Source organism: Roseibium sp. (assembly GCF_039982295.1).
Taxonomy (GTDB): domain Bacteria; phylum Pseudomonadota; class Alphaproteobacteria; order Rhizobiales; family Stappiaceae; genus Roseibium.
This window is the reverse complement of record NZ_JBDWYP010000051.1, coordinates 20,967-44,777: the sequence shown is the minus strand read 5'-3', so window position 1 is coordinate 44,777 and position 23,811 is coordinate 20,967. Positions and strand designations below refer to the sequence as shown.

Here is a 23,811-nt window from a genome sequence, read left to right as displayed (position 1 = left end):
TTGTGTCCTTACATCAGGCTCGACGGGGACAGACGACTGACAGTCACGACATCTCCGCGCGAGGGACGAGGCCGCTTGCGGGTCAGGGCCAAAATGGCCCCGGCAACCATTGCAGAAGACATCAGCGATGAGCCGCCATAGGAGATGAATGGAAGGGTCATGCCCTTGGGCGGCATCAGATTGAGATTGACGGACAGGTTGATGGTGGCTTGAAGCCCGAAGAGAACGACCAGCCCCGCCGTCGCAAGGCGGCCAAAGGCATCCTGATCCCGACTTGCATGAGACAACCCGCGGATCACGATGAAGGCAAAAACCGATACGAGAAACAGGCAGACGATGATGCCGAACTCTTCCGCTACAACGGCAAAGATAAAATCCGTGTGGCTATCGGGAAGGATCCGCTTCACAGTCCCCTCGCCCGGCCCGCGTCCGAACCAGCCACCTGCCAGAAAGGACTCAATTGCCGTATCCACCTGATAGGTGTCGCCCGAACTGGGATCCAGAAACCTGTTTACACGGTTGGTCACGTGCGGCAGGAAGAAATAGGCTGCCATCAGGCCGCTGATACCTGCAATGCCAAGGCCCGCGATTGCGAACCAGGGCAAGCCGTTGAGGAAGAAAAGCCCGGCCCACACCAGACCGAGCAGCATGGTCTGGCCGAAATCCGGCTGAGCAATCAGCAGCGCCGCGCACATTGCAAACAAGAGCACTGCGAACAGCACGCCCGGCACCTCCCGGCGCCGCCCGGATTCCGACAACAGGAAGGCGATCAGGACAACAAACGCAGGTTTGAGAAATTCCGAAGGTTGCAGCGAAAAACCGGCAATGTAGATCCAGCGGCGGGAGCCCTTGGCTTCCATGCCGAGAAACAGCGTCGCAACAAGCATCACCACCGATACGACAAACACCGCCAGGGCCATCCGCCGGACCATGCGCGGTGTCATCAGGGAACCCGCCAGCATGATGCCGATCGCCGGAATCAGGTAGATCGCCTGGCGTTTGACGAAGAAGAAGGTTTCAACGCCAAGCCGTTCGGCGACCGGCGGGCTTGCCGCGAAGGACAAGACCACACCGCCGAACATCAGCAGAAAGAAAGCCGCAAGCAGATAGTGGTCCACTGTCCAGAGCCATTCGGCGAAGCGGCTGCGATCTGCACGGCTAACCATCAGGCGACCTCTCGGCTTTTGCGGACCATATCGAGCTCAAGCACCGCTTTGGAGAAGGCTTCCCCACGCAGTTCAAAATTCGGAAACTGGTCAAAGGAAGCGCAAGCGGGAGACAGGAGAACCGCAACTTCGGCCGCGCCGTCGGCGGAGGCATCAGCAGCCGCCTGAGCGACTGCCTTTGCCAGCGTACGGCTGATCTTGGCGTCTACCTTGCCCTTCAGGGTCTTGGCGAAGTCCTTGGCGGCTTCACCGATCAGATAGGCCTTCGCGATCTTGCCGAAATACTCATCAAGCGGAGCAATACCGCCCGATTTCGGTTTTCCACCCGCGATCCAGTAGATCCGTTCAAAACTGTCAAGCGCTCGCGCCGCCGCGTCTGCGTTGGTCGCCTTGGAATCATTGACGAACAAAACCCGCCCGGAGCGCGCAACAAGCTCCATCCGATGGTGCAGACCCGGGAAACTCCGGAAGGCTTCCGCGATCCGATCACCTTCTATGCAAAGGGCGCTGAGAGTTGCGAAAGCAGCAGCCGCGTTTTGGCCGTTATGCTGGCCGCGCAGACTGTCGATTCCGCCAAGGTCGGCGACCTTGACCTGGGCACCGTCATTGGCCTCGATCAGGTCCGTGCCTTTGGCAAAAACGCCATCTGGAAGTTCCATCTCACCGGAGATCCGGCGCACCGGCATGCGCGCGAGATCCTGACGATCTGCAATTTCCGCCGACAGGCGATCGTCGACGCCAACAACCGCAATTCGCGAACCCGCGATCAGACGTTCCTTGATCGCGGCGTAGTTCTCCATCGTTCCGTGCCGGTCGAGATGATCGGGCGAAAGGTTCAGATGCACACCGATGGTCGGATCAAGGCTCGGTGCCAGGTCGATCTGATAAGACGAACATTCAATGACGTAGTGACGCGCCGGTGTTGGCGGCTCCAGCTCAAGGACCGGCGTCCCGATGTTGCCGCCCATTTGCGTGTCAAACCCGAGCGTGCGCAGCAAATGCGCGATCAACGCGGTTGTCGTGGATTTGCCGTTCGTCCCTGTGATGGCAATCAAAGGTGCTTCTGGACAGAGCTTGCGCCGCTCGCGGCAAAAGAGCTCGACATCACCAATGACTTCGATACCCGCGTCCCGTGCCCGATCAACAGTCCAATGCGGCGCCGGGTCGGTCAATGGGACGCCTGGAGCAATCACCAGGGTCTCGAAGCGGGACCAATCCGCATCGCGCAGGTCTTCAGCCGAAAAGCCCGCTGCAATCGCAGCTTCCACACGGGGCTCGGCGTCATCCCAGACGGTAACTTCTGCGCCACCCGCAATCAGTGCACGCACGGTTGCCATCCCCGATCCACCGAGACCGAAGAGCGCAACCTTTTTGCCTGAAAACGAGGTGAGCGGGATCATCAGTGCTTACCTCAGCTTCAGCGTGGCAAGGCCGATGAGTGCAAGCACCACGGCAATGATCCAGAAGCGAATAACGACCTGAGATTCCGTCCAGCCCTTGTATTCAAAGTGGTGGTGGATCGGCGCCATGCGGAAAACCCGCTTTCCGGTCAGCTTGAACGAAACAACCTGGACAATGACCGAGACCGCTTCGAGAACGAACAGACCGCCAATGATCGCGAGCACGATCTCGTGCTTGGTAGCAACGGCGATCGCACCGATCATGCCGCCAAGCGAGAGGGAACCCGTGTCTCCCATGAAGATCGCAGCCGGAGGCGCATTAAACCAGAGGAAACCGAGCCCCGCACCAATCACGGCGCCGGCGATCACTGCGAGCTCGCCTGTGCCTGGCACATGATGGATCTGAAGATAGCTGGCAAAGACTGCATTACCCGACAGATAGGCGATCAAGGCAAACGATGCGCAAGCAATCATGACGGGAACAATCGCCAGACCATCGAGCCCGTCGGTCAGGTTCACAGCATTGCCCGCGCCGACCATGACGAAGGCTGCAAAGGGAATGAAGAAGATTCCGAGATTGAGTGTCAGGTCTTTCAGGAACGGAAAGGCGATCGATGTCGAGAAAGGTTCATTGTCCAGCGCAGTAACGGCGAAGGCCGCCGCGCCTGCAATGATGAACTCGAGGCCAAGACGTGCTCGTCCCCCAAAGCCCTTGTCGGAGGACTTGGTCACCTTGAGGTAGTCATCGTAAAAGCCGATGGCACCAAAGCCGACAGTCACCGCGATGACGATCCAGACGTAGGGATTTGACAGGTCCGACCACAAGAGAGCAGCGACCAACGCTCCCGAGAGGATCATGAGCCCGCCCATGGTCGGCGTGCCCTTTTTCGTCAGGAGGTGGCCAGCGGGACCATCCTCACGGATAGGCTGACCATGGCCCTGGCGCATCCGCAGACTTGAAATGATCTTGGGCCCGAACAAAAACACGAACAGCAACGCCGTCATAATGGCACCGCCGGTTCGGAAGGTGATGTACCTGAACACATTCAGGGCAGAGAGTTGGTCGGCGAATTCGCCGAGAAAATAAAACATTCAGCCGTCCTCAAGCCGCCTCGGTTTCGTCCGCTGGCGGAAATTCCCTTTTCAACGCCTCGACCAACGGTCCCATGCGGGTCCCGAGTGATCCCTTGATCATGATGACGTCGCCAGGGCGAACGTCTGCAAGCAGCGCTTCTTCCAAACCGGAAGCATCATCGGAGTAGATCCCGCGCATCGCCTTGGGCAAGACCTCCCACAGCGCATGCATATGCGCCCCGGCACAGAACACAAGATCAATCCCGGCGTCTTCAAGAGGCTCAGCGAGTGCGGTATGCAACGCGTCAGTGTCGGCGCCCAGCTCGAGCATATCGCCAATGACTGCAATGCGCCGCCCGGGCCGCGTGACCGGCGTTTCGCCAAGCACGGAAAGCGCGGCGCGCATCGAGGCCGGATTGGCGTTGTAGCTTTCGTCCACCAGATCGATGAAACCACCCGGGGTCTGAAGGGTCGTCACCTCGCCGCGCCCCTTCGGCGCATGCATCTCGGCCAAGGCAAGACCGGCCAGAGCCAGATCTCCGCCCATTTCCACGACCGCAGTCAGAACAGCAAGGCTGTTCTTGACGTGATGGCGTCCCGGCGCTCCGATTTTGTAGGTGAGTTCCTGGCCCAAAATTCGCGCCTGAACGCTTGATCCACCGACCTGCTGCGAAGACTTTTCCAGAACTGTGTCCGCACCTGCCTTTTCGCCAAAGGTCTTCACCTTCTTGACCCCGGCTGCTGTGGCCAGAAAGGAAAGCAGGTCAAATTGGGCATTGTCCCGGTTCAGGATGGCGACCCCGCCCTGCTCAAGCCCCGAAAAAATCTCAGCCTTGGCCTGTGCGATCTTTTCGACCGATCCAAAGAATTCCAGATGTACGGGCTGAACGGTGGTGATGATCGCCGTATGCGGCCGTACCATTTGCACCAGCGGCGTGATTTCGCCTGCATGGTTCATGCCGATTTCAAAAACGCCGAATTCCGTATCCGCCGGCATCCGGGCAAGCGTCAGTGGCACGCCCCAGTGATTGTTGAAAGAGGCAACCGAGGCATGAACCTTGCCGGACCGCTCAAGGCACAGGCGCAGGGCTTCCTTGGTGCCGGTCTTGCCGACGGAACCTGTGACCGCAACGATACGAGCCTCGGTTCGGGCTCTTGCTGCCACGCCAAGCTGGCGAAGAGCTTCCAACGGATCCTCGACAACAACATAACGGCCATCGGCTGGCAGATCGTCGAGACGCTCGGATGCAACAAGAGCAAGAGATGCCCCAGCCTCCAGAGCGGTCCCGACGAAATCATGGCCATCGAAACGGTCACCTTTGATTGCGACAAAGGCTTCGCCAGGCTGCAACGTACGGCTGTCAATGGAGATCCCGGAAACTTCCTCGCCCGGTTCTCCAAGCATCTCACCGCCGGTCGCATCTACAAAGTCCGTCAGGGTCCAAAGCGGCTCGCTCATTCGTTACCTCCCTCGGCGATGGCGTCAGCCACAGCCTCGTGATCGGAAAAGGGAAGAACGGTCTCGCCGACAATCTGGCCCGTTTCATGGCCTTTTCCGGCCACACACAGAACATCTCCGGGTTGAAGGCGCCTGACTGCCTCCCGAATAGCTTCGCCCCTATCTCCAATTTCCAGCGCCCCGGGTGCCCCTTCCATGACCGCCTTTCGGATCGCAGCAGGGTCCTCACTGCGGGGATTGTCATCAGTGACGATGACGAAATCGGCCTGTTCCGCCGCGGCCTTGCCCATCAGCAGTCGCTTGCCGGGGTCCCGATCACCGCCAGCGCCAATCACAACAGACAGCTTCCCTGACGCGATTGGACGCAGAGCTGCCAGCACGTTTTCCAGCGCGTCCGGCTTGTGGGCATAGTCGATCACGACCAGCGCGCCATTTTGGGTGTGACCCGCAAATTCGAGACGTCCCGGCGCTCCCTTGAGGTTCTCAAGCGCCCGCAAGACCGGTCCGGTCTCATGGCCTATTGCAATCGCGAGCCCGGCGGCAATCAGAGCATTGGAGACCTGGAAACGTCCGATGAGCGGCAGTGTGACAGTGTAGTCACCGCGTGGAGTTGCAAGGGTCAGAACCTGAGCAGAGCCCGACTGGCGCAATCCGGTCAGCTTGAGATCATTGCCAGTTTCACCAACCGTCAGCAATTGCAGATCACGAGCCTGGGCGACCTCGATCACACGATCAGCGTATTTCTCGCCCGGATCGACGACGACCGTGCCGCCCGTCGGCAGAAGGTCCTTGAACAGGCGCAGCTTGGCCCCGAGATAGTCCTCAATCGTCGGATGGTAGTCCATGTGATCACGACCGAGGTTGGTAAACCCGGCTGCCGCAATGCGCACACCATCGAGGCGGTGCTGATCAAGGCCGTGGCTGGAGGCCTCCAGCGCCGCATGGGTGACACCCTCTTCGGTCAAACGGTTCAGCTCGGAATGAAGCGCCACCGGATCCGGCGTGGTCAATCCGCCATAGACGCGGCCATCGGCCGTCACGGTGCCGATGGTTCCAAGGCTCGCAGCCGCATGGCCCGCGGACTGGAAAATCTGACGCACAAAGTGGGCGACTGAGGTTTTGCCGCTGGTACCGGTCACTGCAACAGTGACCTTGGGCTGCTTGTTGTAGTAACGTGCCGCCATCATAGCGAGCGCATGGCGTGGCTCGTCGCTTCCGAGAACAGCAACAGTCCCCGGCAACTCCTTGCGAAGCTGGGCAACGCTTTCTTGCGCACAAAGGATGGCAACCGCGCCCTGTTCGACAGCCTTGGGCGCGAAGCGGGCACCATCAACCTGCACGCCCTTGAGAGCGGCAAAGAGGTAGCCCGGCTTCACCTGCCGACTGTCGGCCGTCAGCCCGGAAATGGAAAGCCCGCCGAATTCCTCCGGGCAGGACGCGTCCGCGCCCGTCAGGCCCGAGGCGAGTTGTTCAAGTTGCATATCATACGTCAGTCCGGTTTGTGCGTCGTCTCAAGCGGTATTGGAAAGACCGGATTTCGGCTGCGACCCCGTCGGTCTTTCCCCGCCCTTAATAGGATATTTCGATCGGTTCTTCTCCCTCGCCAAAGCGCGGCATGACGCCAAGCATTGGCGCAGCGCGGCGAATGATGGCCCCGACCATCGGCGCGGCGTTCATCCCGGCCGTGGCCCCAACACCGCTGCGCTCTGGCTTTGGTTCGTCAATCACGGTCAGAACGACGTAGCGCGGGTCATCCATCGGGAAGGCAGACAAGAATGAGTTGCGCCGTTTGTCGGAGACATAACGTCCGTTCTCGATCTTCTCTGCGGTCCCGGTCTTGCCGCCAACCGTATAGCCTGGGACGTCCGAGCGACGACCGGATCCGCGAAGAACATTCAAGCGGAACAGATAGCGCATGATGCGGCTGGTTTCAGGCGAAAGCACCTGTTTTCCCAGTTCCTTAGCTTCCTGCTGGGACCGAGGCAAAAACGTCGGCTGCAACAAGGTTCCGCCATTGACGAGCGCTGCGGCAGCCACTGCTGTCTGCATCGGCGTGACCGAAATGCCGTGACCAAAGGAGATTGTCATGGCGGCAAGTTCATTCCATTTCGGTGGCAGCAGCGGCCTGGCATTTTCCGGCAGCTCGGTATGAAGGCGAGTGGTCAGGCCCAGGCGACCGAGAAACTCTTGCTGCTTGTCGATGCCGGTGGCCAGCATCATCTTGGCGGTACCGATGTTCGACGAATAAATGAAGATCTCGGGCACCGACAAGATGCGATTTTTCCCGTGGAAATCCGAGATTGTGCGGCCGGCAGCACGGATCGGGCGCGTCGCATCGAAGCTGTCGTTGATGCCAACCTTGCCCGAATCAAGCGCCATCGCCGTCGTAAAGGTCTTGAAGACCGACCCCATCTCGAAGACACCACCGGTGGCGCGGTTCAAACGGTCCTTTTCGAGCGCCTGTGCGCGGTCGTTTGGATCGTAGTCCGGAAGGGACGACATGGCGACGACTTCGCCGGTTTTGACATCCAGCACAATGCCAACGGCAGCGATCGCCTTGTAGCGATCCATCGCCTTCATCAACTCATCGCGCACCACGTGCTGGACCCTCAGGTCCATAGCAACCTGAACCGGCTCCATGGACCGGTCGGAGGCAAATCCGAGATCCTGCAGGTCACCGAGCCACTCGCCATCGATGTATTTCTCGATACCGGTCAGCCCGGCATTATCGACATTCACCGACCCGACGATATGACCGGCAGTAGGACCGCCCGGATAGAACCGCTGGCTTTCGGACAGGAAACCCACGCCAGGCAGGCCGAGATCATGGACCGCATCTGCCTGCCCGGGAGACAGTTCGCGCTTCAGCCAGACGAACCCGGCGCGGCTGTCCAACCGCCGACGCACCACATCCGCGTCAAGCTCAGGCAGAACCTTCATCAAACCTTCAACGGCTTCATCAACGTCCAGAATGCGGCGCGGCTCCGCATAGAGGGAAGCTGTCTTGATGTCGGTCGCCAGAATTTCCCCATTGCGGTCGATCAGATCCGGGCGAGAAGCGGCAACCGAATCCTGCGCGGAGATCCAGGCAGAGGATGGCGCTTCATCCATCTGTGCTAGCAGCACAAGCCGCCCGCCAATGGCCAGATAAACAAAGACGAAGGCCGCCATGGCGACATAGACCCTGGACTTCACAGCCCCGGAGGAGATCGAGCCCGCCGATTTGCGAGGGCGACGCTGCCGCACTTGCAGAAAAGAGGTGGTTTCCGCTGTCATTGTCATAAGCGTGTCCTCACCTGATCACCGAGGAAGAGCCGGCATAGCCCCCCAGAGGATCTTCTCCACCGATCGGCTCAAGCATGACCGGCCGTGCCGGCAACTCTTCCGGCGAAACAATTTGATGAACATCGAGCGGCTGAAGCTGCAGGTACTCGTTGTAGCGCTCGACAAGGCGCTGAAGACGCTCCGGCTGATTGAGCATGCTCCACTCCGCCTTCAAGTGGCGGATCGCCTCCCGCTCCGCATCGATCTCTCGCTGCAGCTCGGCCACATGAGACGCAGATTTCTTCGCCGCAAGTTTCATATCGTAAACCGCAGCCGCGCCGACGACGACCAGAAGTATAAAAAAGATGTTGATGTAACGAACCATGGTCAGCCCCCTAGCCCGTGAAACGCGGCGAGCTTCGGCACGCCAACGGAGTGAATGTCGAGTGTACGGACGGGCGCATCCGTGCGCTTTCCGGCCCTGAGCTTTGCCGACCGTGCGCGCGGATTGGCCTCCGCCTCGGCAGGCGTCGGATCGACCGCCTTGCGCGTCAGCATTTCGAATGTGGCCGGCGGCACATCCTCTTCCGGCAAGTGACGCGAGCCACCACCCCGTGTCTTGCTGCGATCTGCGAAAAAGCGTTTGACGATCCGGTCTTCCAGAGAATGGAAACTCACGAGCACCAATCGGCCACCTGGCTTCAGGATCTGCTCTGCCGCGCCCAGCGCTTTGGCCGCCTGGTGCAATTCGCCATTCACATAGATCCGCAGTGCCTGGAAAGTTCGAGTCGCAGGATGGATCTGAGCCTTCTTCGGATTGCGGCCGAGCACCTTCTCGATCAAGGCGGAGAGCTCAATGGTTCGGGTAAAGGGCTTTTCCTTGCGCGCATTGTCGATGGCATGCGCCACACTGGTTGCCCGCTTTTCTTCGCCGAGCAGGCCGATGATCCGGATCAGGTCGCGCACCGGCAGCTCGTTGACCACTTCTGCAGCCGACGGCCCTGCCTGCTCCATCCGCATGTCGAGCGGCCCGTCACGCAAGAAGGAAAATCCGCGCTCGGCCTGATCGAGCTGCATGGACGAGACGCCAAGATCGAGGACAACACCGTCAACGCCCTGGAAGCCGCATGCCCGCGCGTGCTGGTCGAGGTCGGCGAATTGTCCGGGAACCAGCGTCAACTTGCCGTTTGAGCCTTCAACCAGATCCTGCCCGTCCCTGATTGCATCCGGATCACGGTCGATGCCGATCACCTGCGCACCACGCTCCAGCAGAGCGCGGCTGTAACCGCCAGCCCCGAATGTTCCGTCGATGATGACTTCGTCAGGCTTGGGCGCCAGATACTCCAGAACCGGCTCGAGGAGGACCGGCACGTGGCGCGCTGGTCCGCCAGCGTCCGGAGCAATGTCCTGTTCGCTGCGCGCCGTCATGCCGGCCCTCCTGGCAGGTGCGTCGGGGGAACTTGACCCGACAACATGGCGAGCGCGCGCTTGGTGGCCTCTGCGCGGTACTCGCGGAACTTTTCCGGCTCCCAGATCTGAAACTTGTAGCCGAGCCCGGCGAACGTGACGTGATCGGTCACCCCTGTCTTCTCGCGCACCAGGTCGGAGATCATCATGCGACCATCGCTGTCGATCTTTGGCGTCTCGCTCGCGCCGAAGAGCGCAATGGCAAGATCGTCATGGTCGGGAGACAGCTTCGTGAAGGCGTCAAGGCGGTTCTGGATTTCACCGAGAAGTTCATTGCCGCCGGCATCAATGGCCGGATTGTGGGGAGAGGCAATGCAATAGAGGCCCTCAAATCCGTCGCGCGCCAGAACCGCACGGAAGGGTGCAGGGATCGACACGCGACCCTTGGCATCCAGCCGGTTGGTAAAGTGCGACACGAAGCCGGCCATGAATTCCCCTTTGGACAGGCTGAAACAGCCTGACGAACCCCAAAATCATCCAAAACACGAAGAGAAAGGCCTTGGGCCTGAGACGGTTCAGATCTGATCCGTCGGCGCCAACACGATACGGGACGCCGCTCCCCGTTCTGGGTCTTTATGGGATAACATGGGATTTCATGGGAGGTCAATGGAATCGACCGGATTCAAACCGTCTGACGCACCCTTTAATGCCCATGCGTCAGTTATGACATGCCTATGGTTAACGAAGGCTTGACAATAAAGGAGAATCGGAGTCCCCCGCCTCGTAAAACTCCCCATGGAGAGTTCCGACAGGGCCTTGGACAGCCATGCAAATCTGTGGACAGAGAACTGAGTCTCAAGACGGATTGGGCGGCGATCTCAGGATGAAAAATGCCAGTCGGCCTATAAGCCGGGTTCTGTATGGCACGAGGCCGAAGCCTCATACGTGACAGCCATTCATCTGGGACGCCCGTTGCCGAGCGCCTCTCGCAACCTACCCGAGCGACTGGCCCGGAAACTGGCCTGGTCTCAAAATCGCTTCTGAGCCCGCGTCGCCCCTATTCGGTTTTGCTCCCGGTGGGGTTTACCGTGCCGCGTCCGTTGCCGGCCGCGCGGTGGGCTCTTACCCCACCCTTTCACCCTTACCCCGCCAACAGATTCAGGACCTGCATTCGGGGCGGTTTGCTTTCTGTGGCACTTTCCCTAGGGTCGCCCCCGCCGGGCGTTACCCGGCACCGTGTTTCCCTGGAGCCCGGACTTTCCTCCCCCGCGGCCTTTCGGCACTTGCGGCAGCGGCTGTCCGGCCGACTGGCTTCGCTGCCTTATGTGGGATTGGCAGGCAGGTCAAGCAAGCTCGGAGACACATGAGAAAATTCAGCCGCCTCCAAGACGGTCGGCCAGGAGATCGGTAAACTGCGCGATCTGTTGCCCGGTTGCGGCAGCAAAACCGATGACGAGACCTTTTTCAGGGCGACGCTCCACAAAACAGGGGCTCAGAGGTGAGACAGCAAAGCCGTTGACCTGAAGGTCTCTTGCAAGCTGCTCATCATCCACATCTGTGCGGAAGCGCACCGCGACCTGGACATTTCCAGTGGGTGTATCCACCTCGATCCTGTTGCCAAGGCGCCCTCGCAGCGCATTGACCAGAGCAAGGCCGCGATGTTGATAGAGATCCCGAATGCGTTTGAGATGTGCCCTGTACTCGCCCGACAACATGAAATCAGCAAGGGCGATCTGCGCATGTACGTTCGACAGGCGTCCCGTTTGCCGAAACACAGACCGAACGCCTTCGACAAGCGGCTCCGGCAGGACGCAGTAGGAAATTCTGAGACCTGGAAGAAAGCTCTTGGAGAAGGTGCCCAGATAGATCACCTCACCCGCGCTTGCCAGCCCCTGCAAGGCCGCGATTGGCCGCCCCTCAAACAGGAACTCACTGTCGTAGTCGTCCTCTAGAACCATTGCCCCCATTTCGCGAGCAGCCGAAATCAACTGCAGACGGCGGGACAGCGGCATACGGCTGCCAAAAGGGTAACTGTGAGAGGGAGTGACATAGACAAGACGCGGAGACGGATGTCGACCCGTCATGGCGTCAATCACGGCCCCTTCCCGGTCCACGGGGATGCCGCAAATGTTCAATCCCGCTCCGTGGAAAGCTGATCGGGCGCCGATATAGCCAGGATCCTCCATCCAGGCATGATCGCCCGGGTCTGCAAGAGCCTGCGCCAACCCGGAAAGCGCAGCCTGCATGGAGCTCGTCACCAGTATCTGGTGCGGCTCTGTCCTCACCCCTCGTTCGCTTGCCAGATAGTCTGCCAGAACGCGCGTTAGGTCCGGATGACCCGTTGCGTTCTCATAAAGAAGTTCAGCGCAAGGACTGGCGCGCGCGGCGCGGCGAAGATATCTGCCCCAAAGATCATGCGGAAATGCGTCCAGCGCAGGTGCGCCAGGCTGCAAGGCACCGTGCCGAAAGGCCCAACTATCACCACGCAGGTTCTCTGCAAGCAACCGCCCGCGCTCCGAAAGCTTGCCGCCAACGGATACCAATGGTCCCTGAGCGGGCACTCCGTCGATCTGCACTCCGCCGGAAATCGTCGGAACCGACCCGGGTTCGACGGTTATGATGGTTTCCGCCTGCAGCAACTCATAGGCCGCATTCACCGTATTGCGCGAGACCTCAAGCCGATTGGCAAGCTTCCTGGAAGAGGGAAGACGCATTCCCGGCTTCAGCTGACCGTTGCCAACCGCTTCGCGAACGCGGCGGTAAATCTGCTGGCTCAAGGACAGCGCGCTTGCTCGGTCGAGGCTCAACACCCCTTCCGGCAAATCTGGTACCTTCATTTTTCAAAATCCGGATCTATTATAGAACCAGATTATGCCGCAAATGAGAATTCTGACAAGTTCAAGCCACTTATCGGAGACAATCATGGACAGTCCCAGCCAGCCAGAGCCCGTCGAACCGGCATCCAGCAAGCAATCCACCAACCGGAGCACATCAGACCGACCTTCCTACGCCAAGATCAGGCAGATGAACCGCGGCAGCTATGATCAGGATCTTGCATTTTCCATTCTGGACGCAGGGCTGATCGGGCACCTCGGCTTCCTGGCAGATGACAGGGCGATGGTCATTCCAATGGTTTACGCCCGCAAAGGGCACACGCTTTACATTCATGGGGCCAGCACGACCCGTATCGTCAAGAGCCAGAAGGACGGCGCGCCAGTGACGCTGGCCGTGACATTGCTCGATGGTCTCGTTGTCGCACGGGCAGCCTTTCACCTGTCCATGAACTACCGCAGCGCCGTGGTCCACGGGACCGCCCGGCAGGTTCGCAGCGACGCGGAAAAAGAAGAAGCCATGGCCGCGATAACCGATCACATGCTTCCAGGGCGCTGGAACGAGAGCCGTCCCATGCTTGCCAAGGAGCTCAAGGCAACAGGCATTCTCGCAGTTGAAATCGAACACGTGGCGACCAAGGTCCGGTCAGGGCCGCCCGTCGATGACGAGGAAGACCATCAACTCGATATCTGGGCTGGCGTTCTTCCCGTGGCGACCGCAATTGGCCAACCTCTGGCCGACCAGCACGTCAAACCGGATCAGCCTGTGCCCGCATCCCTTCAGGCTGCCAAGCGCAGATTCGCCTGACAACACGATCAAGTCCCGCTGATCTGCCAGACATGCAAAAACCCCGCGTTGCTGCGCGGGGTTTTCCGTTTCCGAGTACCTTGCTGGTTTCACGAGCCCAGGAGACCTGAAACCCTATTCTTTAGCTCGAGGCCAGAATGGTTTTGACCTTGGAGCAGTAGCGACGGCTGATCGGGTTCATACGCTTGGCGTAGTGGCCAGCGTTATAACGCAGGATCGTGCCACAAACGTCACCAGATGCGCGCTTGTGAGCGCCAGCTAGATATTTCATGCCCCATTCCAGGTTGGTTTCCGGATCATAGAGGGCGCGAGTTGAGCCACGATAGCCCATGCCACGTGCTGTCGCCGGTTTGATCTGCATGAGGCCGACTTCACCTGCGCCGCCACGGGCACGCGGATTGAAGTTGCTTTCGACCTGAACAACGGCCTTCGCAATCTTGATTGGCACACCGTGTTTGCGCGCTGCCGCCTGGATCATGCGGGTGTAGGAAGACCTGCGGGCCGAAACGGTCTTCTTCGTGCTCTTGGTGCGCTTCGAGGCGGTCTTCTTGTGCCGTGTCTTGGAAGCGGCCTTGGTTTTGGCTGCCTTCGTTCCCTGGGCATCTTCGGTAACCGCCTTGCCCGTGTTGACCGAGCGGATGATGTCACCGCTGCTGCGTTTCACATCAAAAGCAACAGGCACGTCATCTTTGCTGACGGCTTTCTTCTTCACGATCGGCTCCGGGCGCACAATGGCACCGGCAGATGCATTGGCGGATCCGACAGCAGCCAGCGTGGAGAGGGTTAGGCAGGCTGCTCTTACGAGCGTCTTCGTCGACTTCAACATTGCGTCGAGCCCTTATTTTTCTTGGTGATAGAATGGGTTTGTTTGTGGGGAGGAGAAGTGCCTCCCGTATGGGACGAAAATCAGCCATCCCGGATCACGAAATATTTCAAATTATTACAGAAAAGCCCTGATGTTTCAGGCAATTTCTCAGCAGAACATGCAGATTACGGCCGAAATAAAGCGGGAACCTGTCCAGAAAAGGCCAAAGTGCGATAATTGAATGAAACGTCTTTTTGAACTTGATTCAAAGTCTCGCAAAAAAGCAGCCCTCGGCGGCACGATCAGCGCGGGCTCGAATGCGAGCACAGAATTCTCTGGAGCTTACGTGATCCAGTGGCGCAAACAAGACCCCATCAATGGTCAAACGCGAGACCTGCGAAGTTGTTCCAGCACAGGTTTGATGATTTCAAAGCGCCGGAAGCGCGCTCAAGAGTTTGTGCAGCGTCTCTACAGTTGACTGATCGACGACACCGTCGACCTTCGCAGGACGGAAATGGCGCTGAAAAGCAGTGACGGCAGCCTGTGTGGCCTCATCAAAAGACCCGGTAATCGCGACATCATATCCATAGAGCGCCAGCATGGACTGAATGGCTTCGACTGGCTGGCCGTTCTCACCTAGTTGCATGAACAGCCCGCTCGTGATCGGCGCTGGCTCAACATAGTGACCGACCTGTCGGCGGGCCAGATGGGCCCAGGGAAACTTCTCGCCAGGATCCTCCTTGCGCGCCGGCGCGACATCGGAATGCGCAAGCACCATTCGAGGTTCGATATCGTGTCTGCGGCAGATGTCGACACATAGGTTGGCAACCGCTTCAATCTGGACATCCGGAAAGTCGCGATAACCCCATTCATGCCCCGGGTTGACGACCTCGACGCCGATGGATCTGGAGTTGATGTCTGATTGGCCCTGCCAGTTGCCCTTGCCTGCATGCCAGGCACGACGCGCTTCGGGCACACATTGGAGGATGTTGCCGTCCTCGTAGACAAAGTAATGCGCAGAGACTTCGCTGCGTGGATCACACAACCGACGAAGTGCCCTGTCAGCATCCTGCATACCGGTATAGTGGAGGATCAACATATCGATCTGCGCGTCCCGCGCGCGCTCTCCGTGATTGGGAGACGGATGGACCCGGGCGGTCACGCCCGTATCTGTGGCAACACTCATAGGCCTCTTTCGGCACAAATTTGGGACCATGCAGAATTCAACGCGGCAAGCCGGTCGTTTGCAATACGGACGAATTCCTCAGGCACTCCCCTTGCGATCAGACGGTCGGGATGGGTTTCCTGAACTTCCTTGCGGTAATGCGTCTTCAGCTCAGCGTCGCTGGCCTCTGGGCCGAGGCCGATCACCGCATAGGGATCGCCGCTTTCACGCACATGGCGCGCCAGAACCCGTTTGAACTCGCGTTCATCGAGACCGAAGACTTCCGCCACGCGCGCCAGATAGGCGACCTCGCTCTCGTGAACGACGCCATCGGCCTTGGCGATGTGGAACAGCCCATCGAGAATATCGATCAGCGTGATCCTGTCATAGGGAAACAGATCCGCGAGTTTTTTGGCATAGACATCAAAACCGGCGACGTCTTCCTGCGCCAGATTAAACAGTCGCGCGACATTGCGCTCCTCGCCCTGGGGAACATCAAAAAGCTCCTGAAAGGCAAGCACCTCGTCCGCCGTGACGACCCCGTCCGCTTTCGCCATCTTGGCGGAAAGCGCGATCATCGCAACGGTAAAACCAACCGTGTTGGCCCCTTCGGGTTTTGCCAGGACAAGCTGAACAAGGCGGTCGACGACCTGGGCTCCACCCGAGCCGATCGCCGATACAATGCTGGCAAGACTGCTCCAAACGCTCAAGGAAGACTCCTGACCGGGTTCTCAAAAGGACATGCGCTGGAGGAAGGCGGAATCATAAGTCGTTCTCTGTTCACAGCCACAGTCTTACCCAGAGAACCAATGGATTGGAAGCGCAGCCACAAACTCCGGTCAAATCGCCCCGAAAGCAAGAGATACCGCAGAATGTGGGTATGAAGATTCACGATGACTAAACCTATCACATGTAGCTTTTCCTCAATTGTTATTTTTTACAGAGTTTGAGCTTGCATGAGACAGGTCTCACAGCGCAGAAAAATTGCACTATTTCTAATCACGGCATCTTTGATCGTCGGGCTGGCGCTTGGCGTCTATGGGGTCAATCGTGCCCTGAATGACTGGCTTGTTGCGAGCAACGTGAACAATGCTCTAGCCCAGATAACCCCTGCCGTTGCTTCATCAGGGCGAACACAAGAATTCGACGCTCTGATCCAGAAGCGCAATGCGGAGCTGCAGCCTCAAAAGGCCCCGTCGAAAGCGGGCACGGCACAAGACCCCACGCTCGGGATGCGTCTTTCAAGCCCGCGCACCAAAGAGGCTGTGTCCCAACAAGCGGCGAAGGAACCTGTGACTACGCAAGATCCGACCCCTGCTCCTTCTGCAATATTGAGTGCTTCCCTGTCGGGCGCCTTGGCCCCCTCACTCATTGACAGTATCTTTGTCGCCGGAAAAAACGACCTCCGGTCCGGCAAGGATCTAACCGAAGACCTTGCCAATTTTGTGAAGACTTCAGGCCTTCCGGAAGGCCTCATGCGCCAGACCTTGTCGGATTTGCCGAATGGCACGAGACCCTTCACTCTCCTTTACAAGAACTGGTCGGGCCTGTTGGACACGCGTTCCTTTGTGATTGTTCCACATATCGTGGACGGCGAGCTCGATGGTGCGTTGATCATGGTTGCCGATCATGAGCCACAAATTGCCAGTCTTGAAATGATCACCAAGATCATCGGCTACATCACTGCAATACTCTGCCTTGCATCATTCCTGATCGCCGGCCTGTTGCTGTGGATACGCTTCCGTGATCAGGTCAAAACCACGCGCGACATCGAATTCCTCGCGCATCATGATCCGCTGACCGGACTACCCAACAGAGCTGTTTTCAGCGCTCGCCTCACCGAGGCGCTCCGTCTTGTCCACGCGAAAGCAAGCAACATGGGCGTGATGCTCATCGATGTCGACAAGTTCAAGGAAGTCAACGACACACACGGTCACGGCACAGGTGACATTTTCCTTCAGGTGATCGCCGACCGGTTGAGATCCGTGTTCTCGGACCATCTTGTGGCGCGTCTGTCCGGTGATGAATTCGCGGTGATGATCAAATCCGTTTCAGACGTCGCACGCCTGACCAAACTGGCTTCCGATCTGATCGCGGCGACCAAGGAACCTTGCATCATTGACGGCAAGGAATTGCGGATTTCTCTCTCCATCGGCATTGCCCGCGCGAGCGACGGCAGCTGGCGCTCATCCCGTCTGCTGCATTGCGCCGATCTGGCGCTCTACCGCGCCAAGCTCTCCGGTCGCTCGCAATTTGCCTGGTACACGGCGGAGATGGATTCTGACGCCCAAAAGCGTAAGGAAATCGAAGAAGGCTTGACGAAGGCATTGCGGCTGGACCAGTTCGAAGTGCTCTTTCAGCCCCAATACTCTTTGATCGACAACAAGCTGAAAGCTTACGAGTCGCTGATCCGTTGGGAGCATCCGACAAAAGGGCAGATCTCTCCCGAGGTATTCATTCCCGTCGCCGAGGAATCCGGCCTCATCGAGGCGATCGGCGACTGGGTGCTTTTCAGTGCGTGCAAGGAAGCCGCCAAATGGGAAGACGATAACCTGCGTGTTGCGGTGAATGTTTCGGCTGCGCAGTTCAGCCCCGGGATCACCGAGTTGAAGGTTGCCCAAGCCCTTCAGGAAAGCGGCCTTCATCCCTCTCGGTTGGAAATCGAAATCACGGAAAGCCTGCTGATTGCCAATACGGACGCAGTTGTCGAAACCCTGAATCACATTCGCTCCATGGGCGTCTCCATCGCCATGGATGATTTCGGAACGGGCTACTCATCCCTCAGCTATCTGAGCCGTTTTCCCTTCGACAAGATCAAGATCGATCGCAGCTTCATCAAGAACCTCGGCAAGGATACGGGAACAGACGCAATCGTTACATCAATCATCGGCCTTGGTCGCTCGCTTGATGTGACGATCACGGCTGAAGGCGTCGAGAACCAGGAGCAGGTCACACTGCTGCGCGCCGCCGGCTGCACCTTGGTGCAGGGCTACCTGTTCGGCCGCCCAGACACCGTGAAGGCACACGAAACCCACCGTGCGCGCTGGTCGGAACACTCGTCCATCCCCGAGCCCTTGAAGCGGCTGGAGGTCAGCGACCCGACAGATGTGCCAGAGCCAGCCTCTAGCCAGGCGGCGGAGCAACTGCAATCCACGGAGCCTGAACCTGACCCCGCATCGCGCCCGCGTGGCAGCGCCACTGCGCGATAGGACCAGCGTTGGCGCAATGGATCACACAGGTCAGATGGATCGCTGATTGACCCTCTTCGACAGTTCGGCAGCTGTTTCCCTGCGCTCCGAATAGCGGTCGACCAGGTAGTCCGAACGGCCACGCAACAGAACCGTGAATTTCATCAGCTCTTCCATGACGTCAACAACGCGATCATAGAGCGCTGACGGCTTCATGCGGCCATCTTCCTCAAACTCCAGAAAAGCCTTGGGAACGGAAGACTGGTTCGGGATCGTCACCATGCGCATCCAGCGCCCCAGAACACGCATCTGGTTGAGCGCATTGAACGACTGTGAGCCCCCAGACACCTGCATGAGTGCCAACACCTTGCCCTGGGTTGGACGCACAGCTCCAAGGCTCAGTGGGATCCAGTCGATCTGCGCCTTCATGATCCCTGTCATGGCACCATGGCGCTCGGGAGAGCACCAGACCTGCGCCTCCGACCATGCGCAAAGGTCCCGAAGGTCCTGAACCTTGGGATGCTCTGGGCCTTCATCATCGGGAAGCGGCAGTCCTGACGGGTCGAAGATCTTCACTTCTGCACCCAGGCGCGTCAGCAACCTGGCTGCTTCCTGTGTCAAAAGCCGACTGTAGGACCGCTCTCGCAGGGATCCATAGAGCATCAGCACTCGCGGGGCATGGTCTGCCGTCGCAGGCGCCAAAAGCCGCTCTTCATCAACTCCGGGCAGCAAATCAGAATCCAGCGCCGGAAGACCTTCCTTATCGTTCTTCCAGTCGCTCACTGACCCGCCTCGCCATTCACGACCTGACCGTCTTCCTTGGTGAAGGTTCCGAGCGACCCTTCTTCTAGCAACTCAACGACTTTTTCAGACGGGCGGCAGAGCGCGACTCCCTTGTCGGTAATCACGATCGGACGATTGATCAGGATCGGGTGCTCCATCATGAAGTCGATCAGCTGGTCATCGGACCATTTGCCATCCGCCAAACCCAGATCATCATAAGGCGTCCCCTTCTGGCGCAGGAGCTCGCGAACGGAAATACCCATGCGCTTGATCAGGTCCACAAGCTCATTCCGGCTTGGCGGCGTCTTGAGGTATTCGATCACTGTTGGCTCTTCGCCAGTCTCACGGATCATGGCAAGCGTGTTGCGAGAGGTCCCGCACTTGGGGTTATGGTAGATGGTGATGGCCATCGGATCAGCAGTCCTCTTCGTTCTGGCGGCGAGATACGCCGCAGATTTCGGGATGTCCGGCGCAGCAGTCCTCGGTGAGGAATTCAAGAAGTCCGCGCATCCTGTCAAAAGAAACCGAGTAGAAGATCCGCCTGCCGTCTCTGCGGCTGACCACAAGTCCGCCTCGCTCAAGCGTCGCGAGGTGAAAGGACATTCGCGTCGGTGCTATCGACAGTTTTTCTGCGATTTCACCAGAGGCAAGTCCCTCAGGCCCGGCTTTCACCAACAGGCGAAACGCGGCCAGGCGATCTTCCTGCGCAAGTGCGGAAAGGCTCTCGACAGCCAGATCATCTCTCATAATTCGATAATACAAGAATTCTTGTAGAGTTCAATTAGAAAGAAAGTTGTCCTCTCCCTTGTTTCTGAGAGAAGCCGCGTCATCGTCGGAGCGAAGTGAGCCTACATGGCCGCAGCGGCGCGAGCTGCCTGATCATAATTTCCGGAAACCAGCCGCAATGTGGCGGCAAGTTTGGAGAGTTCAGTCTCATCCAGACCGAGAGCTTTCATAGGCTCAACCAGGAGCGCCTCGCGAAGACGCCTGTACTCAAGGCAAGCGTCGACTCCCTCCTTGGTGATCCCGGCGGTCTTTTCCTTGCCGCGGCGTCCACTCTCGATAAGCCCCGCCTTTTCGAGCTTTTTCAGCGCATAGGTGACCGTATGCGTGTCTTCGATGTTCAGCACGAGGCAGATATCAGAGAGCGTCTTGGCACGACCTCGATGATTGACGGAATGCAGCACCTGAACATCCAGTGCATTGAGACCCTCCGAACCACTGGCAGCCATGCACCGCACCATCCAGCGGTGATAGGCATTCACCATCATGGTGACAGCGAACTCGATCTCCGACAGCGCAGGCATGGCGCCGGAAGCCAAGTGAGCCGCCGACACCACCGGCCCGATACCCTGCCCCTCCCGCGTGTTGTCCTCACTCATGCCACGCCCCTCTTTGTCTTCTTCAATCCGGCGTCAGAAGCTGCCGAATCTTCTCTTTCTTGCTAGTTGGATAGCATGGTTTCAGGCAACCACAGAGCAAGTCCCGGAAAGGCGACAATCAACACAACGGCGAGGATCATCAGCAGGAAGAACGGCAGCGCCATCTTCGCAACCTTGAAGATATTGTGTCCCGTCATGCCCTGAAGGACAAAGAGGTTGAAGCCGACCGGCGGCGTGATCTGGCTCATCTCGACGACCAGAACCAAGTAGATGCCGAACCAGACCAGATCCATACCGGCCTGTTCGACCATCGGAAGGATCACGGAGGTGGTCAGAACCACGACCGAAATACCATCAAGGAAGCAGCCAAGAACCACAAAGAAAACCGTCAGAGCGACCAGCAGCTGCAGAGGTGACAGGTCAAGCGACCCAATCCAGCCTGCCAGTTCGCGTGGAATACCGGTAAAGCCCATGGCGACGGTCAAGAAAGCCGCCCCCGCCAGAATGAAAGCGATCATGCAGGATGTTCGTGTCGCCCCCATAAGAGCACTGGTGAAGCTCTCCCGTGACAGCGTTCCTGATGCCCAGGACAACACGAGAGAGAGAAGCACACCAATGGCAGCCGCTTCCGTTGGAGATGCAAGCCCGGCGTAGATCGAGCCGATTACCCCGGCAATCAGGCCGACGACGGGAAACAGACGCCGGGTGGCTTTCAACCTTTCCAGGAAGGGCAGCTGCTCCTCCCGCTCTGGCATTTTCGCTCGGTTCAGCAGAGCCCAGACCGCGACATAGCCCATGAAGAGCACACAGAGCATCGCGCCTGGCAGAACGCCTGCCATGAACAATCGCGCGATGGATTGCTCGGTGGCAGCTCCATAAACGATCAGTATAATCGAAGGTGGGATCAGGAGACCAAGTGTACCGGAACCCGCGAGCGTGCCGATGGCCATGACTTCATCATAACCGCGGCGCTTGAGCTCCGGCAGAGACATTTTTCCGATTGTCGCCGTTGTCGCGGCAGAAGACCCCGACACCGCAGCGAAGATCCCGCAGCCGAGAATATTCACATGCAGAAGGCGACCGGGTAGATTTCGCATCCAGGGTGACAGTCCCGCAAACATGTCCTCCGACAGGCGGGATCGAAACAGGATCTCCCCCATCCAGATGAACATGGGCAAGGCTGTCAGATCCCAGGAATTGGCCGCGCCCCAGACAGTGGTCGCGAGAACCGGGCCGGTCGGAGCGGAAACCAGAAGCATCATTGCCGCAAGCGCAACAGAGAACAGGGCGACGGCCACCCAGATGCCGGTGGCAAGAGCCGCAAGCATTCCAACGCCAAGACAAAGGGCAACAAGAGAGAGGTCCATTATTCAACTCCCTCGATGGCGTCGCCACGATCGGCGCTCGCATAGCTTGGAGCGCGGCCCGTCACCGCGGCCAGAAAGTCATCCGCTAGAGACAGTGCGAAGACACCGATGCCCAGGGTCATGACGGCCTGGGGGATCCAAAGCGGGATAGGAATGATACCGAAGGAAACCTCGTGATAGGCATAGCTGTCATAGGCAAGCCAGCCAGCATGCCATCCGAAGTAGGAAATCAGTGCCAAGGCCACTGCAAGCGACCAGATCTCAAGAATCTTGGCAGCACTTGCAGGCACGTTCTGCAGCAGGATGGAAACGCGGATATGGTCCCCCATCCGCAAAGTGGCGGCCAGCGCAAGAAAAGACGCTCCGACCAACAGAAAACCCGCGATCTCCGCCAGTGACGGCACGAGCAAGCCGAGTGGCTCGAGTCCGAAGATTTTCCGGGCGCCGTCGATCAACCTGCCAACGACTTGAGCAACGACCATAACTGCAATGGTAACAAGACATGCGGCGGCAAGGCCGCCCGCGAGCCGGTAAAGCCCGTCAAGAAAGGCACGCATCGGCAGGGTCTCCAGTGCCGGCGGGAATAGAAAAATGGCCGGTCCCCAGGGACCGGCCAACTCGAAATGAGCTTACTTGGAGAAAGCTTCCACGATGGTGGTGCCGTCTGCTCCGGCGCTTTCTTTCCACTCGCCAACCATGGTGGCGCCGATTTCCTTCATGGAGGCCTGCAGCGCGTCAGACGGCGCAGCAACAGCGATGCCGTTGTCCTTCAGGATCTGGGTCTTGGAAGCGGTTTCAGCCTTGGAAGCATCCCAACCGCGCGTTTCCGCAGTGGCAGCAGCTTCCAGAACAGCGGCCTTTTCCGCATCGCTCAGACCATCAAAGGCACTCTTGTTGACGATGACCATGTTCTTCGGCAGCCAGGCTTGCGTGTCATAGTAGTGATCCAGGAAGTCCCAGGCTTTGGCATTTGCACCCGTCGAAGGAGACGTGATCATGGCTTCCACGCGACCGGTGGAGAAAGCGGTCGGCAGATCAGGTACTTCAACCTGGGTCGGAACGGCACCAGCAAGCTGGGCAAGACGCTCTGTTGAAGCGTTGTAGGCACGGAACTTCAGACCCTTCAGGTCATCGATCGTGTTGATGTCTTTCTTGGCGTAAATGCCCTGAGGCGGCCAAGGCACAGTGTAGAGAAGCTGCAGGCCCTGAGCAGCAAGCTTTTCTTCCAGGACGGGCTTGGAAGCCTGATACAGGTCCCAGGCTGCGTCATAGGAGTTCGCCATGAAAGGTACGCTATCAACGCCGAAAACCGGATCTTCGTTGGACAGACGCGAAATCAGCACTTCACCAACCGGAGCCAGACCTTTACGGACAGCATTCTTGATTTCCGGATGCTTGAACAGGGATCCGGCAGAATGGACCTGGATCGTAAGAGACCCGCCCGTCTTGTCCGAGACGTCCTCGGCAAACTTTGCAATGTTCTGAGTGTGGAAGTTGCTATCGCCATAAGGCGTTGGCATGTCCCACTTGGTCTCGGCAGAAGCAAGGCTCAAACCAGCAAGACCAAAGGCAGCGGCAGCGACCAGACGGGCGCCCGCAACCGAAATACGACGTGAATGCAGCATGTTATTCTCCTCTTGGAAGCGGGACTTTGTCCTCATTGCTCACGCGCTGCCCTTTTCGACCGCAGCGTGATCCCCTACGCTAGACTT

The 23,811-nt window shown here is 58.6% G+C and carries 22 protein-coding genes and 1 other RNA gene; 2 read left to right on the top strand and 21 right to left on the bottom strand.

Annotation, left to right across the window (positions count from 1 at the left end; genetic code table 11):
- Window positions 1-8 precede the first annotated feature (8 nt).
- From ABJZ52_RS10510 to ABJZ52_RS10460, 11 genes are all read right to left on the bottom strand, one after another.
- Window positions 9-1,166 carry a putative peptidoglycan glycosyltransferase FtsW gene (locus ABJZ52_RS10510; protein ID WP_348188014.1) on the bottom strand — a complete coding sequence of 386 codons (1,158 nt, stop codon included), beginning with the start codon at window positions 1,164-1,166 and terminating at the stop codon, window positions 9-11.
- Entirely contained in the window at window positions 1,166-2,566 is a 1,401-nt protein-coding gene (gene murD, locus ABJZ52_RS10505) for a UDP-N-acetylmuramoyl-L-alanine--D-glutamate ligase (RefSeq protein ID WP_348188012.1), read from the bottom strand. Before murD ends, ABJZ52_RS10510 begins: the two co-directional genes overlap by 1 nt.
- A 6-nt stretch (window positions 2,567-2,572) precedes the next feature.
- Window positions 2,573-3,658: a phospho-N-acetylmuramoyl-pentapeptide-transferase gene (gene mraY / locus ABJZ52_RS10500; RefSeq protein ID WP_348188009.1), complete on the bottom strand. Its 1,086-nt coding sequence runs from the start codon at window positions 3,656-3,658 to the stop codon at window positions 2,573-2,575.
- Between the two features lie 10 nt (window positions 3,659-3,668).
- The gene (locus ABJZ52_RS10495) at window positions 3,669-5,099 is read right to left on the bottom strand and encodes a UDP-N-acetylmuramoylalanyl-D-glutamyl-2,6-diaminopimelate--D-alanyl-D-alanine ligase (protein ID WP_348188006.1); all 1,431 of its coding nucleotides are present in this window, start codon (window positions 5,097-5,099) and stop codon (window positions 3,669-3,671) included.
- A complete protein-coding gene (locus ABJZ52_RS10490) occupies window positions 5,096-6,580 on the bottom strand; it encodes a UDP-N-acetylmuramoyl-L-alanyl-D-glutamate--2,6-diaminopimelate ligase (RefSeq protein WP_348188004.1) in 1,485 nt (494 codons plus the stop codon). Before ABJZ52_RS10490 ends, ABJZ52_RS10495 begins: the two co-directional genes overlap by 4 nt.
- A gap of 88 nt (window positions 6,581-6,668) precedes the next feature.
- Window positions 6,669-8,381 carry a penicillin-binding protein 2 gene (locus tag ABJZ52_RS10485; protein ID WP_348188001.1) on the bottom strand — a complete coding sequence of 571 codons (1,713 nt, stop codon included), beginning with the start codon at window positions 8,379-8,381 and terminating at the stop codon, window positions 6,669-6,671.
- Between the two features lie 10 nt (window positions 8,382-8,391).
- Window positions 8,392-8,748, bottom strand: a complete 357-nt coding sequence (locus ABJZ52_RS10480; RefSeq protein ID WP_153768242.1) for a hypothetical protein — start codon at window positions 8,746-8,748, stop codon at window positions 8,392-8,394.
- Window positions 8,749-8,750: 2 nt separating this feature from the next.
- A complete protein-coding gene (gene rsmH, locus ABJZ52_RS10475; RefSeq protein WP_348187999.1) occupies window positions 8,751-9,791 on the bottom strand; it encodes a 16S rRNA (cytosine(1402)-N(4))-methyltransferase RsmH in 1,041 nt (346 codons plus the stop codon).
- A complete protein-coding gene (locus tag ABJZ52_RS10470; protein WP_348187997.1) occupies window positions 9,788-10,258 on the bottom strand; it encodes a division/cell wall cluster transcriptional repressor MraZ in 471 nt (156 codons plus the stop codon). The genes rsmH and ABJZ52_RS10470 overlap by 4 nt, the downstream gene beginning before the upstream one ends.
- 401 nt (window positions 10,259-10,659) lie before the next feature.
- Window positions 10,660-11,081, bottom strand: an RNA gene (gene rnpB, locus ABJZ52_RS10465) — RNase P RNA component class A.
- Between the two features lie 62 nt (window positions 11,082-11,143).
- The gene (locus tag ABJZ52_RS10460) at window positions 11,144-12,607 is read right to left on the bottom strand and encodes a PLP-dependent aminotransferase family protein (RefSeq protein WP_348187994.1); all 1,464 of its coding nucleotides are present in this window, start codon (window positions 12,605-12,607) and stop codon (window positions 11,144-11,146) included.
- An 85-nt stretch (window positions 12,608-12,692) separates the two neighbouring features.
- Here ABJZ52_RS10460 and ABJZ52_RS10455 point away from each other — a divergent pair, with 85 nt between their 5' ends.
- Window positions 12,693-13,409, top strand: a complete 717-nt coding sequence (locus ABJZ52_RS10455; RefSeq protein ID WP_348187992.1) for a pyridoxamine 5'-phosphate oxidase family protein — start codon at window positions 12,693-12,695, stop codon at window positions 13,407-13,409.
- Between the two features lie 121 nt (window positions 13,410-13,530).
- Here ABJZ52_RS10455 and ABJZ52_RS10450 read toward each other — a convergent pair whose 3' ends face one another.
- From ABJZ52_RS10450 to ABJZ52_RS10440, 3 genes are all read right to left on the bottom strand, one after another.
- Entirely contained in the window at window positions 13,531-14,073 is a 543-nt protein-coding gene (locus tag ABJZ52_RS10450; protein WP_348188144.1) for a lytic transglycosylase domain-containing protein, read from the bottom strand.
- Window positions 14,074-14,641: 568 nt separating this feature from the next.
- Entirely contained in the window at window positions 14,642-15,400 is a 759-nt protein-coding gene (locus tag ABJZ52_RS10445) for an N-acetylmuramoyl-L-alanine amidase (protein ID WP_348187990.1), read from the bottom strand.
- Window positions 15,397-16,089 carry a DnaJ family molecular chaperone gene (locus ABJZ52_RS10440; RefSeq protein ID WP_348187987.1) on the bottom strand — a complete coding sequence of 231 codons (693 nt, stop codon included), beginning with the start codon at window positions 16,087-16,089 and terminating at the stop codon, window positions 15,397-15,399. The genes ABJZ52_RS10445 and ABJZ52_RS10440 overlap by 4 nt, the downstream gene beginning before the upstream one ends.
- Window positions 16,090-16,335: 246 nt before the next feature.
- Here ABJZ52_RS10440 and ABJZ52_RS10435 point away from each other — a divergent pair, with 246 nt between their 5' ends.
- Window positions 16,336-18,588 (top strand): EAL domain-containing protein, encoded by a 2,253-nt coding sequence (locus ABJZ52_RS10435; RefSeq protein ID WP_348187984.1) that lies wholly within the window; start codon window positions 16,336-16,338, stop codon window positions 18,586-18,588.
- 30 nt (window positions 18,589-18,618) lie between these two features.
- Here ABJZ52_RS10435 and arsH read toward each other — a convergent pair whose 3' ends face one another.
- The 7 genes from arsH to ABJZ52_RS10400 form a co-directional block, all read right to left on the bottom strand.
- Window positions 18,619-19,311 carry an arsenical resistance protein ArsH gene (arsH, locus tag ABJZ52_RS10430; RefSeq protein WP_348188142.1) on the bottom strand — a complete coding sequence of 231 codons (693 nt, stop codon included), beginning with the start codon at window positions 19,309-19,311 and terminating at the stop codon, window positions 18,619-18,621.
- A gap of 35 nt (window positions 19,312-19,346) precedes the next feature.
- Entirely contained in the window at window positions 19,347-19,760 is a 414-nt protein-coding gene (arsC, locus tag ABJZ52_RS10425; protein WP_348187982.1) for an arsenate reductase (glutaredoxin), read from the bottom strand.
- A 4-nt stretch (window positions 19,761-19,764) separates the two neighbouring features.
- Window positions 19,765-20,097, bottom strand: a complete 333-nt coding sequence (locus tag ABJZ52_RS10420) for a metalloregulator ArsR/SmtB family transcription factor (protein WP_348187980.1) — start codon at window positions 20,095-20,097, stop codon at window positions 19,765-19,767.
- A gap of 101 nt (window positions 20,098-20,198) precedes the next feature.
- Window positions 20,199-20,732 carry a winged helix DNA-binding protein gene (locus tag ABJZ52_RS10415; protein ID WP_348187978.1) on the bottom strand — a complete coding sequence of 178 codons (534 nt, stop codon included), beginning with the start codon at window positions 20,730-20,732 and terminating at the stop codon, window positions 20,199-20,201.
- Between the two features lie 62 nt (window positions 20,733-20,794).
- Window positions 20,795-22,099 (bottom strand): TRAP transporter large permease subunit, encoded by a 1,305-nt coding sequence (locus ABJZ52_RS10410; protein ID WP_348187975.1) that lies wholly within the window; start codon window positions 22,097-22,099, stop codon window positions 20,795-20,797.
- Window positions 22,099-22,656 (bottom strand): TRAP transporter small permease, encoded by a 558-nt coding sequence (locus ABJZ52_RS10405; protein WP_348187973.1) that lies wholly within the window; start codon window positions 22,654-22,656, stop codon window positions 22,099-22,101. The genes ABJZ52_RS10410 and ABJZ52_RS10405 overlap by 1 nt, the downstream gene beginning before the upstream one ends.
- Before the next feature lie 72 nt (window positions 22,657-22,728).
- Entirely contained in the window at window positions 22,729-23,724 is a 996-nt protein-coding gene (locus tag ABJZ52_RS10400) for a TRAP transporter substrate-binding protein (RefSeq protein WP_348187971.1), read from the bottom strand.
- Between the last annotated feature and the right edge of the window lie 87 nt (window positions 23,725-23,811).

What these genes read in the sequence shown, in the direction of transcription:
- ABJZ52_RS10510 (WP_348188014.1), bottom strand. Translation starts at nt 1,166, where the DNA reads ATGGTTAGCCGTGCAGATCGCAGCCGCTTCGCCGAATGGCTCTGGACA.
- ABJZ52_RS10460 (WP_348187994.1), bottom strand. Translation starts at nt 12,607, where the DNA reads ATGAAGGTACCAGATTTGCCGGAAGGGGTGTTGAGCCTCGACCGAGCA.
- arsC (WP_348187982.1), bottom strand. Translation starts at nt 19,760, where the DNA reads ATGGCCATCACCATCTACCATAACCCCAAGTGCGGGACCTCTCGCAAC.
- ABJZ52_RS10490 (WP_348188004.1), bottom strand. Translation starts at nt 6,580, where the DNA reads ATGCAACTTGAACAACTCGCCTCGGGCCTGACGGGCGCGGACGCGTCC.
- mraY (WP_348188009.1), bottom strand. Translation starts at nt 3,658, where the DNA reads ATGTTTTATTTTCTCGGCGAATTCGCCGACCAACTCTCTGCCCTGAAT.
- murD (WP_348188012.1), bottom strand. Translation starts at nt 2,566, where the DNA reads ATGATCCCGCTCACCTCGTTTTCAGGCAAAAAGGTTGCGCTCTTCGGT.
- ABJZ52_RS10455 (WP_348187992.1), top strand. Translation starts at nt 12,693, where the DNA reads ATGGACAGTCCCAGCCAGCCAGAGCCCGTCGAACCGGCATCCAGCAAG.
- ABJZ52_RS10415 (WP_348187978.1), bottom strand. Translation starts at nt 20,732, where the DNA reads ATGAGTGAGGACAACACGCGGGAGGGGCAGGGTATCGGGCCGGTGGTG.
- ABJZ52_RS10495 (WP_348188006.1), bottom strand. Translation starts at nt 5,099, where the DNA reads ATGAGCGAGCCGCTTTGGACCCTGACGGACTTTGTAGATGCGACCGGC.
- ABJZ52_RS10480 (WP_153768242.1), bottom strand. Translation starts at nt 8,748, where the DNA reads ATGGTTCGTTACATCAACATCTTTTTTATACTTCTGGTCGTCGTCGGC.
- ABJZ52_RS10400 (WP_348187971.1), bottom strand. Translation starts at nt 23,724, where the DNA reads ATGCTGCATTCACGTCGTATTTCGGTTGCGGGCGCCCGTCTGGTCGCT.
- ABJZ52_RS10445 (WP_348187990.1), bottom strand. Translation starts at nt 15,400, where the DNA reads ATGAGTGTTGCCACAGATACGGGCGTGACCGCCCGGGTCCATCCGTCT.
- ABJZ52_RS10410 (WP_348187975.1), bottom strand. Translation starts at nt 22,099, where the DNA reads ATGGACCTCTCTCTTGTTGCCCTTTGTCTTGGCGTTGGAATGCTTGCG.
- ABJZ52_RS10470 (WP_348187997.1), bottom strand. Translation starts at nt 10,258, where the DNA reads ATGGCCGGCTTCGTGTCGCACTTTACCAACCGGCTGGATGCCAAGGGT.
- ABJZ52_RS10435 (WP_348187984.1), top strand. Translation starts at nt 16,336, where the DNA reads ATGAGACAGGTCTCACAGCGCAGAAAAATTGCACTATTTCTAATCACG.
- rsmH (WP_348187999.1), bottom strand. Translation starts at nt 9,791, where the DNA reads ATGACGGCGCGCAGCGAACAGGACATTGCTCCGGACGCTGGCGGACCA.
- ABJZ52_RS10485 (WP_348188001.1), bottom strand. Translation starts at nt 8,381, where the DNA reads ATGACAATGACAGCGGAAACCACCTCTTTTCTGCAAGTGCGGCAGCGT.
- ABJZ52_RS10405 (WP_348187973.1), bottom strand. Translation starts at nt 22,656, where the DNA reads ATGCGTGCCTTTCTTGACGGGCTTTACCGGCTCGCGGGCGGCCTTGCC.
- ABJZ52_RS10420 (WP_348187980.1), bottom strand. Translation starts at nt 20,097, where the DNA reads ATGAGAGATGATCTGGCTGTCGAGAGCCTTTCCGCACTTGCGCAGGAA.